Source organism: Bradyrhizobium sp. 2TAF36 (assembly GCF_052114925.1).
In the GTDB taxonomy this organism is placed as follows: Bacteria; Pseudomonadota; Alphaproteobacteria; order Rhizobiales; family Xanthobacteraceae; genus Bradyrhizobium; species Bradyrhizobium barranii.
Window position 1 is genome coordinate 63,210 of sequence record NZ_JBFRFR010000006.1, and the last position, 15,288, is coordinate 78,497.

At 60.4% G+C, this 15,288-nt stretch carries 17 protein-coding genes; 1 reads left to right on the plus strand and 16 read right to left on the minus strand.

All coding sequences use genetic code 11. The features are described 5' to 3' along the window. Positions 1–848 precede the first annotated feature (848 nt). Complete coding sequence (locus tag AB4Z51_RS04645; protein WP_135215646.1) at positions 849–1,061, minus strand: hypothetical protein; 213 nt, start codon at positions 1,059–1,061, stop codon at positions 849–851. 1 nt (position 1,062) lies between these two features. Next, positions 1,063–1,314, minus strand: coding sequence for a hypothetical protein (locus AB4Z51_RS04650; RefSeq protein WP_135215647.1), 252 nt, complete (start codon positions 1,312–1,314; stop codon positions 1,063–1,065). Between the two features lie 839 nt (positions 1,315–2,153). On the opposite strand from AB4Z51_RS04650, the gene AB4Z51_RS04655 reads away from it, so the two are divergent. Next, positions 2,154–2,345, plus strand: a complete 192-nt coding sequence (locus tag AB4Z51_RS04655; RefSeq protein WP_028150075.1) for a hypothetical protein — start codon at positions 2,154–2,156, stop codon at positions 2,343–2,345. A 592-nt stretch (positions 2,346–2,937) separates the two neighbouring features. Here AB4Z51_RS04655 and AB4Z51_RS04660 read toward each other — a convergent pair. From AB4Z51_RS04660 to AB4Z51_RS04725, 14 genes are all read right to left on the minus strand, one after another. Then, positions 2,938–3,126 (minus strand): hypothetical protein, encoded by a 189-nt coding sequence (locus AB4Z51_RS04660; protein ID WP_223153873.1) that lies wholly within the window; start codon positions 3,124–3,126, stop codon positions 2,938–2,940. 356 nt (positions 3,127–3,482) lie between these two features. Beyond that, positions 3,483–4,013, minus strand: coding sequence for a DUF1269 domain-containing protein (locus tag AB4Z51_RS04665; RefSeq protein ID WP_028150077.1), 531 nt, complete (start codon positions 4,011–4,013; stop codon positions 3,483–3,485). 792 nt (positions 4,014–4,805) lie between these two features. Next, positions 4,806–5,795, minus strand: coding sequence for a dihydroxyacetone kinase subunit DhaK (gene dhaK / locus AB4Z51_RS04670; protein WP_135215648.1), 990 nt, complete (start codon positions 5,793–5,795; stop codon positions 4,806–4,808). A gap of 39 nt (positions 5,796–5,834) precedes the next feature. Continuing rightward, positions 5,835–6,260 carry a hypothetical protein gene (locus tag AB4Z51_RS04675; RefSeq protein WP_135215649.1) on the minus strand — a complete coding sequence of 142 codons (426 nt, stop codon included), beginning with the start codon at positions 6,258–6,260 and terminating at the stop codon, positions 5,835–5,837. After that, on the minus strand, positions 6,257–7,855 hold the full coding sequence (gene ptsP / locus AB4Z51_RS04680; RefSeq protein WP_135215650.1) for a phosphoenolpyruvate--protein phosphotransferase: 1,599 nt from the start codon (positions 7,853–7,855) through the stop codon (positions 6,257–6,259). Before ptsP ends, AB4Z51_RS04675 begins: the two co-directional genes overlap by 4 nt. Positions 7,856–7,860: 5 nt before the next feature. Beyond that, entirely contained in the window at positions 7,861–8,175 is a 315-nt protein-coding gene (locus AB4Z51_RS04685; protein WP_028150081.1) for an HPr family phosphocarrier protein, read from the minus strand. After that, entirely contained in the window at positions 8,168–8,569 is a 402-nt protein-coding gene (gene dhaM, locus AB4Z51_RS04690; RefSeq protein WP_135215651.1) for a dihydroxyacetone kinase phosphoryl donor subunit DhaM, read from the minus strand. The genes AB4Z51_RS04685 and dhaM overlap by 8 nt, the downstream gene beginning before the upstream one ends. Further along, the gene (dhaL, locus tag AB4Z51_RS04695) at positions 8,566–9,180 is read right to left on the minus strand and encodes a dihydroxyacetone kinase subunit DhaL (RefSeq protein WP_441497106.1); all 615 of its coding nucleotides are present in this window, start codon (positions 9,178–9,180) and stop codon (positions 8,566–8,568) included. Before dhaL ends, dhaM begins: the two co-directional genes overlap by 4 nt. Beyond that, positions 9,177–10,184, minus strand: a complete 1,008-nt coding sequence (locus AB4Z51_RS04700) for an ABC transporter ATP-binding protein (RefSeq protein ID WP_063981216.1) — start codon at positions 10,182–10,184, stop codon at positions 9,177–9,179. Before AB4Z51_RS04700 ends, dhaL begins: the two co-directional genes overlap by 4 nt. Continuing rightward, the gene (locus AB4Z51_RS04705; RefSeq protein WP_063981215.1) at positions 10,177–11,274 is read right to left on the minus strand and encodes an ABC transporter ATP-binding protein; all 1,098 of its coding nucleotides are present in this window, start codon (positions 11,272–11,274) and stop codon (positions 10,177–10,179) included. Before AB4Z51_RS04705 ends, AB4Z51_RS04700 begins: the two co-directional genes overlap by 8 nt. Positions 11,275–11,280: 6 nt before the next feature. After that, entirely contained in the window at positions 11,281–11,493 is a 213-nt protein-coding gene (locus AB4Z51_RS04710) for a hypothetical protein (RefSeq protein ID WP_135215653.1), read from the minus strand. Beyond that, on the minus strand, positions 11,490–12,443 hold the full coding sequence (locus tag AB4Z51_RS04715) for a carbohydrate ABC transporter permease (protein ID WP_135215678.1): 954 nt from the start codon (positions 12,441–12,443) through the stop codon (positions 11,490–11,492). The genes AB4Z51_RS04710 and AB4Z51_RS04715 overlap by 4 nt, the downstream gene beginning before the upstream one ends. Then, positions 12,440–13,399 (minus strand): carbohydrate ABC transporter permease, encoded by a 960-nt coding sequence (locus AB4Z51_RS04720; protein WP_014492573.1) that lies wholly within the window; start codon positions 13,397–13,399, stop codon positions 12,440–12,442. Before AB4Z51_RS04720 ends, AB4Z51_RS04715 begins: the two co-directional genes overlap by 4 nt. A gap of 103 nt (positions 13,400–13,502) precedes the next feature. After that, a complete protein-coding gene (locus AB4Z51_RS04725; protein WP_063981213.1) occupies positions 13,503–14,849 on the minus strand; it encodes an ABC transporter substrate-binding protein in 1,347 nt (448 codons plus the stop codon). Positions 14,850–15,288: the final 439 nt, after the last annotated feature.

A 15,288-nucleotide genomic window follows, 5' to 3' on the forward strand; every position in this document is an offset into this window, starting at 1 on the left:
CTCTGAACTCACAAGTCACCGACGCGAGTGGCATGCAATGGGGCCCGGCCCAGCCGGGCCTTTTGTCCTTTGTGAATTATGTGCACTCACTGCACCCTGGGCCCACCGCGCCGCATCGCGACCGAGGACCCTCGTTGGCGCGAACTCACAAATATTCGGCCTGAACTGCCAAGATACAAACTGCCCTTTTTACTATGGCGACCCAGTTGGCCAACGCACGGGGTGCACTTCGACCGGGGATCGATGACCAATGCGCGTCTTTTTTAGTTGCTTGTTTTGCGGGACGCTTCACAGCGCTATCCAAATAAGGCGGCCGGTCGTGGCAAGCGGGCGCTTCGATTGCAAAGCGTGCGGGCAGACGTTGCATCGATGGTGGGCCGTATACGACTTTACAGATTGGAAGGGGCCGCTCGACCAGTAGCGAGCGCGGCCAATCCGGGTCGCCGCACCTTGCCGGCCCCGCTCAAATGCGCCTATGCCCGTCCTCACCCGCCGGCGCGATCCGCACCGCAGCGATTGCTGGCACATCCACTTTGACGACATCACGTCGGCAGCATAGCAAAAGCCGTCGGAAACCCCAGACTCGTCCGAGGTTTGGCAATGGCAGTGCGGCTTCTATCYCGGCTCGAAGCCCCGCGAGCACCGCAAAGGCTCGGCGCCGTCGTTCGAGGCGGCTCCCGCGCGGCGTTCGAGGTGGCATGGAGCGAATATCCTGCCCAAAAGCACAGAGGCCAATTTCCGGGCCTCGCGCGTTCATGAGGCGTGGACTCGCGAGAAATACGCGCGCTTTGATTGCGGCGAACGGATACCGTCGGACTGGCGTCAGCATGGCTGAATCCGATGGTTGCTTACGCCGCTTTGACGCTCAGATCGTGCTGCCCAGCGGCACCGAGCTCATCACGTTGCGCGATGCGATCCGGCACTTCAGCGAGACGGTGCCGAAACGCGAGCACAAGCACCCGCGCGTACTTCTCGCCGCCACCGCGCTGACCGACGCCGCCGAGGGCCGAACCGCGCAGCGATTGCCTCGGATACCGCTGCGCACCTCCTATCGTCCGCATCTCAACATATCCTCGGATTGTCGCCATTGTCGCAAATGCGGCCGGGCACGCCCCGGACCGACGGACCGAACCATATTGGAATGCCCTCCCAGACAATCCAGCAGCCGCCGGGGCCGGTATTGAATATATGACAGGGCTTGCCGTACACCGTGATGCGCGTTGGCCCGGCTGCGAATTTCTCGCGAGCCACGGCGGTCGTTGTAAGGACGGTGATCGCGATCAATCCAGTCGCCAAGAACTTGATTGTGGTCATCGAGCTTGTCCTTTTGACCCTTGATGGGGGCTGCGACCTTAGCCTGTTTCCTGGGCCAGTGGAGGACCGGATGCGCTTGCTCGTTCGCATCCTGCCTGACGAAGCTCACAGTAGGTAACGGCAAGGACCTATTTGCCCAATCGTCGCAAAGAGTGGCGTTTGGTGCCGGAACAAGGACAAGAGCAAGACGCCCCGGCTCTGTGATTTATTGGGTCTCAAGCGCTTCACGCCGCACGATCTCCGCCGAACGGCGCGCGTCGGCGGTCAAGGCGTCAAGTAAAGCGCGAGCCACGCCAGTCGATTAGACTATTAGGCTCGTAAAGAAGGGCTTGGTTATCTCGACGACCGAGGGTTCTCTCTCATCAGGAGTGGGGGCGGTGACAAACTCGCTTTTGCAGTTAAAGCAGCGCCAAAGGTCATGGATTTCTTGGGCATTGACGCGCTCACGCCACTCTAGATGGACCAACCCAGAACCACATTGAGGGCATTTTTCTGGATGGGGCGTCGAGAAGATTGATGCCATGTGGAACCTCCTTCGTTTTCAGCGCAGCGTACGACTGTCTGGGCACCTTGGAATTGATCCACAACAAACAATTTGCCCATTTGTCATCGCCGGGCGGCTTCCAGGTCCGGGACCGTCGAGTGCTGGCGCGCGCCCTCCGCAATCGGGCCTTGCCAGTTGGTACCTTGCCAGTTGGTACACAAAGGGCGGCGATGTGGCGCATGTCGAATACGGAAGCCGTGATCTTCATGGGTTGGAACGCCCAGGGCCCGCATAAGGTTAGATAGATTGCGCACCATCGCGGCGGCCTGGCCGCACGCTGGATTGGAGGCAGCACATGAAAATCGTGGACGAAGACGGCGAGATCATCGCAACAGCATCCGATGACCATACTTTAATCGGCGGCCACCACCGCCTCGCAGTGGCGGCCAGCCTCGGTAAAAGACTGTTCTGGCGAGATACCGGCGAACCAGTGAAGCTTGATAACTTCTTCAAGCATTATGGAAGCTCTCTTCGACATACAGCCTGAGCCGCTCGCCGAGCGTACGTTGTTCGGTGCATCGCAACAACGCCAACGAGGATTTTTGCCATCGCGCATTCCTGGTTTAATTTTATGCGGTCCCGTACACAAAGGCGGCGCGCGATGTGGCGCAAGTGCGCACCAGCCTTTGTCTGCGAGATGGTACGAAAGGAAATTCGAAAATCAAAAAAACTCCAAATATCCTCAAAGGGCGCGGTCGCGCGGTCCCCCCGTTTGGCCCTGGTCTCCGAGGGACCCCGGAAAGCAAATAGGGGCATCGTTGGTTCGCGTCTGACCGCTCTTGCCATCAGCCCCGCTCCACTTAAGCTCTCCCTCCCTTTCCCACGCGCCTCTGGCGTGATCGAGGCGGTCGAGGCGGTGCGGCCGGCGGCACTGGCGCAGAGGCGATGCCGCAACGAAGGTTCGAGCGAAAGAAATCAACTGCGACATCTGCCGCAGTTGGGAAGCGCACGGGCAAGAATGGTAACGCCCGCAAGGTGCCGGTCGAGCGGCGCGCCTTGGCCGCCTGGGTCGAGCCTGTGTCACGTCGCGAGATCTGGTCACCTCAAATGACCAATTGCGCGGGCCCGCCGCCGATCTATCAGGTCTGCCTCTTCACGATTTCAAATCCGTTTGCGTGCAATTCTAGCAGTATGCCCTGTGCCAAGTGCGTGCACTCTTCAGACTTGATCCAGTGCGGACTTCTCCAATCCGGGTCGTCTTCCTTTGGGTAACTGGTGAAGGCGGAGCGAATGGCGGCTTCGATCACGTCGATGGGATTGTCCGACATCTGCATCCCTCACGCATTTGGCGAAATAGATCAAAATCCTGGGAATTAAAGAACAAGCCCAGCCGGACACTCACGCGGCCCTCTCCGTTCAGAAGAACGTCACCGCCATCAATGGTTTGATCTAGGTCAACGCTGTGCCTCGGGCTCAGGCACGTGAACGGATCGCACTAAATTTAACGCGGTATGATGAATTGCAAATATATTCATACGGCGCGGTCGCGCGGTCCCGGCACTTGCCTCTGGCCCTCACAAAGGACCCGGAACTGCACCAATGACCGTACCCGGCGCGGCGTCACTGGGCCAGAGAGGGCTGCGGTAATGCCGAGAGCGGTCGTCGGCAGGCGGTCGCCATCGTTTCAAGCGCCCGGCAAATCAGGAGGCGAAGCCGCCGGTACCGCCGCTTTGACCTCCGCCAGCGCCGCTTGCAAGGCGGCTTCCTTAGTGTGGTCGAGAGAAGTCTTTAGCACCGTGCCGCCTTCGCCTTTTAGCCTCTCAAGAACCTTGTCTGCCGTGACTTTGCGCACCAGTACGAAGAGCGCTGCGGTTCCGGGTTGAACGGCGGCAGCGGTCTCTTTCATCCATTTGTCGTTGATGCCGACATCCGTTAAATATCCGCTGAGTGTGCCGGACGCGACGCCAAGGGCAGCACCAGCAAGCGGCATCAAAAAGATCAGGCCAATCAGCGTGCCCCAAAAGGCGCCAGTAGCCGCACCAGCAGCCGTGGTATTGATCAGTTGATTTAGTTTGATGTTTCCGTTGCTGTCTTTCACCGCGATCACGGCATCGCCGAGTTCGATCAAATACTCCTTCTGCATGGCCAGCAATTTTTGACGAACTTCCTCCGCCTTCGCCTCGGTTGGAAATGCAATTACGACAAGGTCGCTCATCTGTTCTGCTCCTCTACTCGAACGATTGCTGCCCATGCGAGAGAGGATGCGCCCGGTCGCGCGGGACAGGCAAGCCGCTACGGATAGCGGATGACGGCGCTCCGGGCACAACGGAAGGCGGCGGGCACACCCGGCACGGGCGGACCGGCTCGCGAGAACCGACAAGATGAGGCGTCAGGGTGCGAGTCAGGAGACCGCTAACGCCTCTCCCCACACGACGCAGATCTGCGATATTTCCTCCGATCGTTCGCCTAAACTCAGAAGCTTGTCGAATGGCGGGTTTAAATCTGGCCCATGATTTGAACCAACGCAAACGTCTCAAACGCGACAGTCATGCGGGTCTGCCGCAGACAAACCAGGGTCGTTACCGGCTCAGAATTTGGAACGATGTTGGCTCCCCAAATTGAGTGCGTTAGATTTTTGTGAACTCTCGGTGCACACATCGTGCATACGCACTGTTCCAACTATTGAAACAATCAAACTCTCGCTCCGATCCATGATTGGGAAGTTTGAGCTAGATTCAGCCAGCGGGAGCTATTCAGCTCCAACATCTACACCCCAACGTCCCTTTTTGCGCTACGAGTGGATCCTCCGATCGGGTCCTTTTTGTCGAATCTTACTTCTCATTGCCCTCGATCCAGGTTTTCTCGGCAGCCACACTACCTTGGCGGCGCGGACGCGACTATGCGATCGATCGAGCCGACGAGAAACGGCTCCCCTGCATGGACGGGCCTAAGCGGGGCGGAGTCGATAGGACTTCGATTGCAGCAAAACATGAGCCGCGCGCGGAAATCAGACGCCCCAACGCAGAGCTGCGGTCTGCACCGGGGCATCCCATAATGTCGTGGCTTTGCGATCGAGCACCGATACGGTGATCGAGACACCGGCCATGTCGAGGGATGTGACGTAGGAACCGGTCAGGAAGCGCGTCACCGTGATCCCCGCGTGATCCAGAGTCCGCTTTGCAGCATTGACCATCAGATAGAGTTCGATCAGAGGCGTCGCACCAAATCCGTTAATGAGAAGCAGCACTTCACTGCCCTTGCTCGGCGCAAGATCCTTCAGGATCGCGTCGAGCACCTCGGCGGTGATCGCATCGGCGGAAGCCAACGGTACCCTGCGCCGGCCAGGCTCGCCATGAATGCCGACGCCCATTTCCATTTCATCGTCGGCCAACGTGAAATTTGGCCGTCCGGCGGCCGGCACAGTGCATGGCAATAGAGCTACGCCCATCGAGCGCGTACGCCGGTTGACTTCATCGCCGAGCGCCTTGAGCGCGGCAAGCGGCATTCCGGTCTCGGCAGCGGCGCCGACCATTTTTTCCACGATCAACGTTCCAGCGACGCCACGCCGACCGGTCGTGTAGGTCGACTTCTCGACTGCCACGTCATCGTTTGTCACCACACTCGCAACCTCTCGGCCGGCCATCTCGGCTGCCATGGTGAAATTCATCACATCGCCTTCGTAGTTTTTGACGATGAACAGCACACCTGCGCCGGTGTCGACGGCCTCCGCAGCCTCGATCATCTGATCTGGCGTCGGCGAGGTGAAGACCTGGCCAGGACAAGCCGCGTCGAGCATGCCCAGGCCGACAAAGCCCGCATGCAGCGGCTCATGTCCCGAGCCGCCTCCCGAAATCAGCGCRACCTTGCCCGGTTTCAACGTGCGACGGCGCACAAATTTGCGCTCGGCGCCGAGAAGCAGGATATCCGCGTGCGCTGCGGCGAGGCCGTCAAGACTTTCTTCGAGTACAGTATCGGCGCTGTTGATCAGCTTTTTCATGAGCGTTCTCCCAGTCCGGTCTAAAGTTCGATTCAATGGCTAACCGACGCTTTCCGCAAAGCGCGCGAGCTGCGCGGCTAAATCCACGATGAGCTGCTCGAGCGCACGATTCCTCTTGTCGTCACCAAGTTCAGGAACGGTCACGGTAATGACACGCGTGCGCGCTTCGCGGTGGGGTGCGCGCAGTCTTCCGGGGTGCGCGCGGCCATACGCATCGAGAAATGCCGCACGCTCGGCGCTGGACAGGTGGCAGACGTCGAAGATGACCGCGACATGCTTCGCCGGGATCGGCACCAGATAAGCCGGATTCGTGATTTGACTCACGAACGAACGATTCTTGCCCAGCGCCGCCGCAAGCTTCAGGCGCGTCCCCGAGGGCCGATTGTCGAGTACCTTTCGCAGGATTATTTTGTATTCTGCGACATTCTTGTCACCGGGCGTGTCCTTGCCGACATCGTCCTTCATGAACTCACCTTTGCGATTGCGGCCTTGAGCCGTGCGACGGCAATCGGCGACACAGACAGAGTTGTCAATCCGGTCGCGAGCAGCGCCGCCGTCAGGTGAGTGTTGGCCGCGGCGTCGCCACAGAGCGAAACCTCGACGCCACGCTTTAGCCCGGCCTCGACGGTCGCGGCTATCAGTGCCAGCACAGCCGGATTGCTGGTATCATTGAGGTCAGCGACTGCGCCGATGTCGCGCGCCGCCGCCATGGTGTACTGGGTTAGATCGTTCGAACCGATGGAATAGAATGCAGCGCCAAAATCTGCTGCACAGAGCGCCGCCGCTGGAACCTCGACCATAATGCCGAGCGGCGGACGAGCGCAGGCAACTCCTTTCGCTTGGAGGGCAGTGAACTCCGCGTCAAGTATTTCGTTCGCGCGGTCCAATTCCGACGGGACCGCAACCATGGGCAACATCACTTTCAGCGTGCCATGGACAGCCGCACGGCAGAGCGCGCGGAGCTGCATGCGAAACACCTCCGGCCGCGCGAGCGAGAGGCGGATACCGCGGAGGCCGAGAAACGGATTGCTCTCACCTTCGACCGTCAAACCGGGAACCTGCTTGTCTCCGCCTGCATCCAAGGTCCGGATCGTCACCGGCTTATCTTGGGCCCAGACGAGAATGTCTCGATAGACCCTGTATTGCGTTTCCTCGTCCGGCAGGCCGTGGGCCGCCTCGAACAGGAATTCCGTGCGTACAAGGCCGATGCCGTCGCAAACTGCGGGATCAAGGTTTGCAAGGTCTTCAGGCCCGGCGACATTGAGCAGAACCGCTATCCGCCGACCATTGGCGACGAAGGCAGGCGCAAGGCTGGTCGCCTCGGTGACAGCCAGTTCGGCCTTCGCAGCCGCCATGCGCAGCTCAAAGAGCCGGATGGTCTCCGGCTCCGGATCGAAGATGACCCTTCCGGCGTCGCCGTCTACCAGCGCCAAGACTGGTGGCTGTCCATGCCACGACAACGGACCTAATCCAACGACCATCGGCGCCCCGCGCGCACGCGCCAACATCGCGACATGCGAGGAAGGTGAGCCACTGGCCAGCGCGATCGCGCCGCCTTGCGACCAGTCAGTCGCAAGAAAGGTCGACGGCGTGATATCTTCAGCCGCAACAATCGAACCGCCCGCGATTCCGGCGACAACGTCCACACCGCCCAGATGCGCAAGCACGCGATCGCGGATGTCAACGATATCAACGGCCCGGGCACGGAAATATTCATCTTCAGCCGCGCGATAGCCGGCGATCTCCAGGTCGAGTGCCCGGCGCCAGGCATGGTCGGCAGCGATCCCGATCGCGATAAGTTCATATGCCGTATCTGTTAGTGCATCGTCTTCCAACATGGCGGCCTGGAACTCCAGAATGTCTGCCGCCTCACTCTGAATCGTCTTGATCTGCTCGGCGAGTTGCGCCCTCGCCCCCCCGATCGCCGCCCGCAGCGCTGCAGCCTCCTGCTCCGGATCCTCGCTCGCCATTCGCCCGGCCACGGCCGCAGTCAGCACGACGACCGGCCCGAACGCGAGGCCCGGCGATGCGGCACGGCCGATAAGTTGGATCTCTGCCACTGCCGTTAAGCCTCACCAAAACCGTCATGCACAAGCGCAAGCATGGCAGCGAGCGCCACCTCTCCGTCCGGTCCGGCGACCCGGAAATGCAGCGTCGCCCCCTGCGGAGCTTTTACACGCATCACCTTCACCGGACTCTTGGCATCCGTCCAAGGCCCGTCTCCAGAGAGGGCGAGTTCGATCTTTGCGGCAAACCTCTTCGCACACTGCGTGAGCTTGACCGACGGCCGCGCATGAAGTCCGACCTTGTTGACGAGAACCGCCGAGGCGGTCAGCGGCACCGACGTCTCACCTGCCCGGCTGGCGTGGGCATCATGCATAGAATTCCTCCGCGCTACGCTTGACGGCTGCGAGCGATGAGCCACCCGAGGATTCCGTCGCTGCAATCACCGCTCCTTCGACCACCGGAGCATTGCAGACGACGACGCGCGCCCTTCGATCTTCAGCCAACATTTCCACCGCCATCTCGGAATTTGTCTCGGCACCGCCGAGATCAACGAGCACAGCAACACCTGCCGTGGACCACGCCGCCTCGATCGCCTCCAGGATTCCAGCAACATTCGTGCCGAGCCCTCCATCGACATCGCCGCCGGTCCAGGCGAGCGGCACCGCATTGCCCACCATCTGGCGCACCATATCTGCCGCGCCTTCCGCTATCTTGGGCGAATGTGAAACGATAACGATTCCGACATTGCCGCCATTTGGATTGTTCATGACCTTGCCTCGAATTCCAATACTTTGACTGCAGCCCCGATCAACAGGGACGCTGAGCGCGAACCCGGGTCCATGTGACCAATGGAGCGTTCGCCGAGAAAAGAAGCCCTGCCGCGAATAGCGAGCATCGGCGTCGTGCGATCGGCCRCCTGCACCGCTTCTAACGCAATCGCCCGCGCATCGCCGCCTGCAGCCAATACCGCTTGCACGGGCACTAGGACATCCAGCAAGGTTTTCTGTCCTGCCTCCGAGCGTCCGCGCGCCTTTACGGCGTTGATTGCCATATCCGTAGCCGCGACAAACTCCGCGCGTGTTGGCTGCTCTGGAAGCGCCTTGCCCAACTCCATGAAGAAGGTGCCAACCAGCGGCCCAGAGGCTCCGCCAACCTTCATGACCAGCGTCATTCCGATCGACTTCAGCATTTCTGGCAGAGACTTGTCCGCAAGGCCGGGCAACGTCGCGAGCACGGCCTCGAAGCCGCGTTTCATGTTCAGCCCATGATCGCCGTCACCGATCGCCTGGTCGAGGCTGGTCAGTTCGTCGGCGTGCTGGATCACCGATTCCRCAAGCGCCCGCACCAGATTCTCCCTAGAGGTCCGATCGAGACTCATGCCGCGACCCTCCCGCCGGCCGCATCGAAGAACAGCGGCCTGTTAAGGCGTAGCGACACGACGTCGCCGACGTCTAACCTCGCCTCAGGATCCGCCAACGTCACGACAGGTTGGCCGCCGAGATCGAGATGGACATGGCTCTGGTCGCCGAGATGTTCGACCCGCGTGACGGTGGCCGACACGTCCCCGCCGCTGCGTGCGATCGCCAGGTGCTCGGTACGAGCGCCAATCGTCTTAACGCCGGGCGGAACGCCGGCAAACAGAGTTGCCGGCAGCAGGTTGATCATCGGCTGGCCGAGCCGGGCAGCGACATAGGCGTTGACCGGGTTCTCGTAAATCTCGCGCGGCGTGCCGATCTGCATCAGCCGCCCGGCCTCCATCACGCCAATGCGCGATGCCATGGTCATAGCCTCGGTCTGATCGTGGGTGACGTAGAGGATCGTCGCGCCGAGATCGATCTGGATGCGCTTAAGCTCCAGGCGCATTTCACCGCGCAGCTTGGCATCGAGCGAAGAAAGCGGCTCGTCCATCAGGTAGATCGAGGGCGAGCGCACCAGAGCGCGGCCAATCGCAACGCGCTGCATCTGCCCGCCCGATAACTGAGTCGCCTTGCTGTGGAGCTTGGCCTCGATATGGAGAAGACGCGCAACCTGTTCGACCTTTGCGCGAATTTCGGCCTCCGGCAGGCGCCGAGTCGGCGCGCGTAGCGCAAAGGCCATGTTCTCGAACACGGTCAGATGCGGGTACAACGAATATTGCTGGAATACGAAGGCGACGTCACGATCCGCCGGCGCATCACTGGTCACATCGCGTCCGTCGATGCGGACCGAACCGCTGTCGGGCGCCTCTAATCCGGCAACGAGACGGAGCGTCGTCGTCTTGCCGGCGCCGGTCGGCCCCAGCAACGCAACGAATTCGCCATCTCCAATGGTGAGGGACAGATCGACGACGGCTTGCGTCTTGCCAAACGCCTTGGAGACCGCCCCGATCTCGACTTCAGCCATGCTTGCCTCCCTCGTGCAATGCGGTGCGTATTGCCCGTCCCGACCCCTGGTCGAAGAGCGACAACGTATCGGGCCGAAAATCGAGCCCGACATTCATCCCAATCCGAAAGGGCATGCTGGCGGGCGAGCGGGCCTTGAGAGCGCCGTAAGGCGTCGTCACCGTCACGATCTGYGTCGTGCCGAGATATTCCGACCCGTAGATCTCGCCCCGCACCATGCCGCTATCGGAAAAACGCACATGCTCGGGTCTGACGCCCAGGACAAGGTCGCTCTCCACCAGAGCCTCGCGTGCGGTGGGTATCGCAACGTCGCGATCCCCGAGCCGGATCGCCTGCGCCCCGGCTTGCAGGCTGCCGCGAAACGGCAAGAAATTCATCGCTGGAGAACCGATAAAGTCCGCGACGAAGAGCGAAACAGGCCGGTCATAAATATCGCGCGGACTCGCAATCTGCTCGACCACGCCGTTGTTCATCACCGCAATCAGGTCCGCCATTGCCATGGCCTCCAGTTGATCATGCGTGACGTAAACGGTGGTCGCGCCAAGCCGGTCATGCAGCGCGCGCAATTCCTGGATCATCGCCTCGCGCATCTCGGTATCGAGCGCTCCGAGCGGCTCGTCCATCAGGAAGCACTTCGGCTTGCGGACGATCGCCCGCCCAAGCGCGACGCGCTGACGGTCGCCGCCGGTGAGGGTCGAAACCGACCGATCAAGGAGGTGGGAGATACGCAGGATCCGAGCGGCCTCCACCACGCGCCGGTCGCACTCCGCGGCTCCGATGCCCTCGCATTTGAGCGGAAAGCCGATATTGCGCCGGACATTCATGTGCGGATAGAGCGCAAATAGCTGGAAGACGAAGGCGATATCTCGCGCGGAGGCACGGTTCATCGTCACGTCCTCACCGTCGAGCCTGATCGTGCCGGATGTCGGCAATTCCAGTCCTGCAATCATCCGCAGCGTTGTCGTTTTGCCGCAGCCGGACGGCCCAAGCAGACAAAGGAACTGTCCGTCATCCACCGTAAAGCTCGCGCCCTTGACTGCGTGAAACTCTCCAAAGGATTTGTTGAGCGCTTCAACCCTGATCTGTGCCATCGAGCGCTACTCCCGGACCTTCGAGACGATCGTGAACATCACCGTCCCAAAGAGAGTGACCGCGAAAGACCAGGAATAAAGCGTCAGAAAAAACGGCTGCATCAGCATGACCACGCCCGCGGCAATGATCGCCGTCGCGATGGCCTCGAGCGGACCGCGACGCAACATTCTGCTCATCAGGCTGACGTGCGGCGTTGACGTGTTCACATCAAGGTTCATTTGCGGACGGCTCCAAAGGTAATGCCGCGCAGAAGATGCTTGCGAAGCAGCACCGTGAACACGACGATCGGCACAAGAAAGATCGTCGTGCCGGCGGCTACGGCCGGCCAATCCTGGCCGCCTTCGCCAATGATGATCGGAATGAATGGGGGCGCGGTCTGAGCGTTGCCAGAGGTCAGAAGCACAGCAAAGGCGTATTCGTTCCACGCAAAAATCAGGCAGAAAATCGCCGTCGCCGCGATCCCCGTCGTCGCCTGCGGTAGAACCACCTTCACGAACGCCTGAAAGCGCGTATAGCCATCGATCATTGCTGCTTCTTCGTATTCACGGGGGATTTCGTCGATGAAGCCCTTGAGTAGCCAGACAGCGAGTGAGACGTTCACCGAAGTGTAGAGCAGGATCATCCCGAGACGGGTATCCGATAGCCCGACGGTCCGGTACATCAGGTAGATCGGGATCGCGACCGCGATTGGCGGCATCATTCTGGTCGACAGGATGAAGAACAGGAGGTCGTCCTTGAGAGGCACGCGGAAGCGCGAAAAACCATAAGCCGAGAGCGTACCGAGCGCGACGGCAAGCACGGTCGAGCCAAAGGCGATGATCAGCGAGTTGATGAAGCGCGGCACGTAGTTCGACGGCCCGGCGACAACCATGTTGCGGCTGCGCGCGATGTTGTCACAAAGCCCCTGCGGCGGCCCCAGCGTCTGGATAAACTCCTGAGTCTGACGCGAGCGTGTTGTGAAGACATTGCAATAGCCTTCAAGGGAGGGCTTGAAGAGGACCTTCGGCGGATAGGAGATCGCATCGTCAGGCGACTTGAACGAGGTGAGCACGATCCATATCAGCGGAACCATCGTTATGATGGCATAGAGTACGACGAGCAGGCCGGCAAAGCGGCGAGTGCCGGTCGACGGTTCGACGACTGAGTGGGCTGCGTTTGAGGCGCTCATCTGCTTTTCACCCGGTTCAGCGCCTTGACGTAGATGTTGGCAAGGCCAAACACTGTCACGAACAGAATGATCGCGAAGGCCGAGGAATAGCCGGTTCGCCAACTCTCAAAGGCTGCGCGCTTCAGTGTGATCGAAGCGACTTCCGTGGTCGAGCCTGGCCCTCCTCCGGTCAGGAGGTTGACCATGTCGAACATCTTGAAATTCTCGATCCCGCGAAAGAGCACCGCGAGCATGATGAACGGCAGAGCCATCGGCAGCGTGATCGACCAGAACTGCCGCCAATTCGACGCGCGGTCGACCTCCGCCGCCTCATAAATGTAATCCGGGATCGACCGCAGCCCCGCCAGGCAAATCAGCATCACGTAGGGCGTCCACATCCAGGCGTCGACGATGACGATGGCCCAGGGACTGAGGGTCACGTCTCCCAGCATCTGGAACGACGAAGCGCCGCGCCCCGTGAAGAAGGCGACCACGTAGTTGAACAGCCCGATCTGCGGCTGATAGAGGAAGGTCCAGAAATTGCCGACAACCGCTGGTGAGAGCATCATCGGCAACAGAATGATCGTGGTCCACAGGCCATGGCCACGGAATTTCTTGTCGATCAGGAACGCAAGGCCGAATCCGAGCACAGTCTCGATCAGCACGGTCCAAACCACGAAATGCGCCGTGACCTGCATTGCCGCCCAGATATCCGGATCGGTCAGGATCGACTGGTACCAATCGGTCCCCAGCCATAGCGTCGGCGCGTTCGGCCGATTGGCGCGGTAGTTGGTAAATGACAGGTAGATCGTCCATACCAGCGGGAAGATATTGATCGCCAGCAGCAGCACGATCGTCGGTGTGATGAAGAGCCATGCGAGCGCCTGGTCCGAAAGGCCGCGGATGCGACGTATCACGCCTGGTCGGATCGGGACGGCCCGGTAGGTAATCTGCGACGAAGTGCTCAAATCGTTCATGGCCCTGGTCAATCCTGGCGTCGCGATTGTCGACTATGCGACGCCTGCGGGTTCTACCGAAGAGAGCCTGGAGCGCGCTCGGCGTGCGCTCCAGGCGTTTGCCCTAGAACTTCTTGCCTTCTTCCTTGAAGATCGCCTTCCAGTCCTTTACCAGGCCATCGAGCGCTTCCTGCGCGGTGCCCTTGTCCGCCACCACGTAGTCATGCACGCGCTTCTGTTCGGCTTGCAGGAGTTGGGCATAGGAAGGCTCGGCCCAGAAGTCGACGACCATTCCCATCGACTTCAAAAACTCGCCGGCAAACGGCGCGCTGTTTGGGAAGCCCGGATCGTTCAACACTGACTTGGCGCACGAATAGCCGCCCAGCGCCCACCACTTCTTCTGCACATCTCCACCGGAGAACCATTTGATATATTGCAGCGCCTCGGCCTGGTTCTTGGAATAAGAAACGACCGAGATGCCCTGCCCACCGAGCTGCGTCGCCCGGGTCGCGGGGCCGGCGGGATTGCTGAAGAAGCCGATCTTGTCCCCACCGACGTTCGGATCCTTGTAGAGGCCCGGGAAGAAGGCGAAGAAGTTCATCTGCAGCGCGACTTGCCCCGACTTGAACGCATCAAGCCCTTCGGACATGTAGGAGTTGGATGCGCCGGGGGGCGTACAGCACTTGTAGAGCTCCTTGTAGGCCTCGAGCCCCTTCACGGCGCCGGGCGAGTTGACGAACCCGTCCATTGAATACGGCTTCTTCGGATCCTGATACTGGAAGCCGTAATCATAGAGGTAGTTCGACACGCCCATGGTGATGCCTTCCGAGCCCCGCTCGGTATAGATCGAAGCGCCATAGACCTTCTTGCCGTCGATCTCGCGGCCCTGGAAGAATTTTGCGATGTCGCGCAGTTCATCGAGCGTCTTCGGCACGGCGAGATCGCGGCCGTACTTGGCCTTGAAATCCGCCTGGATCTCAGGCCGCGCAAACCAGTCTTTGCGATAGGTCCAGCCCACCGCGTCACCCATGGCGGGCAGCGCCCAATAGTTCGGACTGTTCTTCGGCCACTCGGAATAGCCGACCACCGTCGCCGGCATGTAGTCGTCCATGCTGATTCCTTCCTTCGTGAAGAAATCGTTGAGCTTGACGTACTGACCGTTCTCGGCGGCGCCCCCGATCCATTGCGAATCCCCGATGATGAGATCGCACAGCGAGCCATGCGAATTGAGCTCGTTCAGGAAGCGGTCGGCATAGTTGGTCCACGGCACGAACTCGAACTTCATGCCGACGCCGGTCTTGGCGGTGAAATCCTTCGACAGTTCGACAAGGGCGTTGGCAGGATCCCACGCGGCCCAGCACAGCGTGATGGTCTTGGCCTGCGCATGCGCAGGAGTAGTCCCCACTCCCACACCGAGGGCGGATGCGAGAACTCCGAACGTAGTAAGAAGCGCCTTTACTGTCTGTTTCATAACGCTTTCCCTCCCAGTGGGGCCGGCCATCGACATGGCGCGACTCTCCAACCCGCTCGAATGCTTCGAGCAGAGCGATACAGTCCTTCACGGGCTGAACGACTAAATGGACGTTTCCTCGCGCCTGCCTGGATTCTTAGGGATTCAGCCAAGCTCGATTTGTTTAGCGAAACACTAAATACTAAACATTGCAAGCACGCTCTTCTGAGGCGCGGTTGGGACTGACATGGCGTTTCGCGATGACGGCCGTGCCCCCGAAGGTCCGACAAGTTGTTCGGGTGATATCTGCAACGAGAGATTTTCTTCGCTTGGACGAGACGGGCAGCCTCGGCGACCRCTGTCCGTCCAGCAAATCTCCCACAGGGTTGGGTTCGGCAGCCCGGCTAATATGCACCGCGCGTTCGTTCGTGCCTTCCAGACGCCTGCGGCGTATCGCCAA

What these genes read in the sequence shown, in the direction of transcription:
- AB4Z51_RS04710 (WP_135215653.1), bottom strand. Translation starts at nt 11,493, where the DNA reads ATGAACCTTGATGTGAACACGTCAACGCCGCACGTCAGCCTGATGAGC.
- AB4Z51_RS04655 (WP_028150075.1), top strand. Translation starts at nt 2,154, where the DNA reads ATGAAAATCGTGGACGAAGACGGCGAGATCATCGCAACAGCATCCGAT.
- AB4Z51_RS04650 (WP_135215647.1), bottom strand. Translation starts at nt 1,314, where the DNA reads ATGACCACAATCAAGTTCTTGGCGACTGGATTGATCGCGATCACCGTC.
- AB4Z51_RS04675 (WP_135215649.1), bottom strand. Translation starts at nt 6,260, where the DNA reads ATGAAGGACGATGTCGGCAAGGACACGCCCGGTGACAAGAATGTCGCA.
- AB4Z51_RS04665 (WP_028150077.1), bottom strand. Translation starts at nt 4,013, where the DNA reads ATGAGCGACCTTGTCGTAATTGCATTTCCAACCGAGGCGAAGGCGGAG.
- AB4Z51_RS04720 (WP_014492573.1), bottom strand. Translation starts at nt 13,399, where the DNA reads ATGAACGATTTGAGCACTTCGTCGCAGATTACCTACCGGGCCGTCCCG.
- AB4Z51_RS04645 (WP_135215646.1), bottom strand. Translation starts at nt 1,061, where the DNA reads ATGCGGACGATAGGAGGTGCGCAGCGGTATCCGAGGCAATCGCTGCGC.
- AB4Z51_RS04725 (WP_063981213.1), bottom strand. Translation starts at nt 14,849, where the DNA reads ATGAAACAGACAGTAAAGGCGCTTCTTACTACGTTCGGAGTTCTCGCA.
- AB4Z51_RS04700 (WP_063981216.1), bottom strand. Translation starts at nt 10,184, where the DNA reads ATGGCTGAAGTCGAGATCGGGGCGGTCTCCAAGGCGTTTGGCAAGACG.
- AB4Z51_RS04715 (WP_135215678.1), bottom strand. Translation starts at nt 12,443, where the DNA reads ATGAGCGCCTCAAACGCAGCCCACTCAGTCGTCGAACCGTCGACCGGC.
- AB4Z51_RS04660 (WP_223153873.1), bottom strand. Translation starts at nt 3,126, where the DNA reads ATGTCGGACAATCCCATCGACGTGATCGAAGCCGCCATTCGCTCCGCC.
- AB4Z51_RS04685 (WP_028150081.1), bottom strand. Translation starts at nt 8,175, where the DNA reads ATGCATGATGCCCACGCCAGCCGGGCAGGTGAGACGTCGGTGCCGCTG.
- dhaM (WP_135215651.1), bottom strand. Translation starts at nt 8,569, where the DNA reads ATGAACAATCCAAATGGCGGCAATGTCGGAATCGTTATCGTTTCACAT.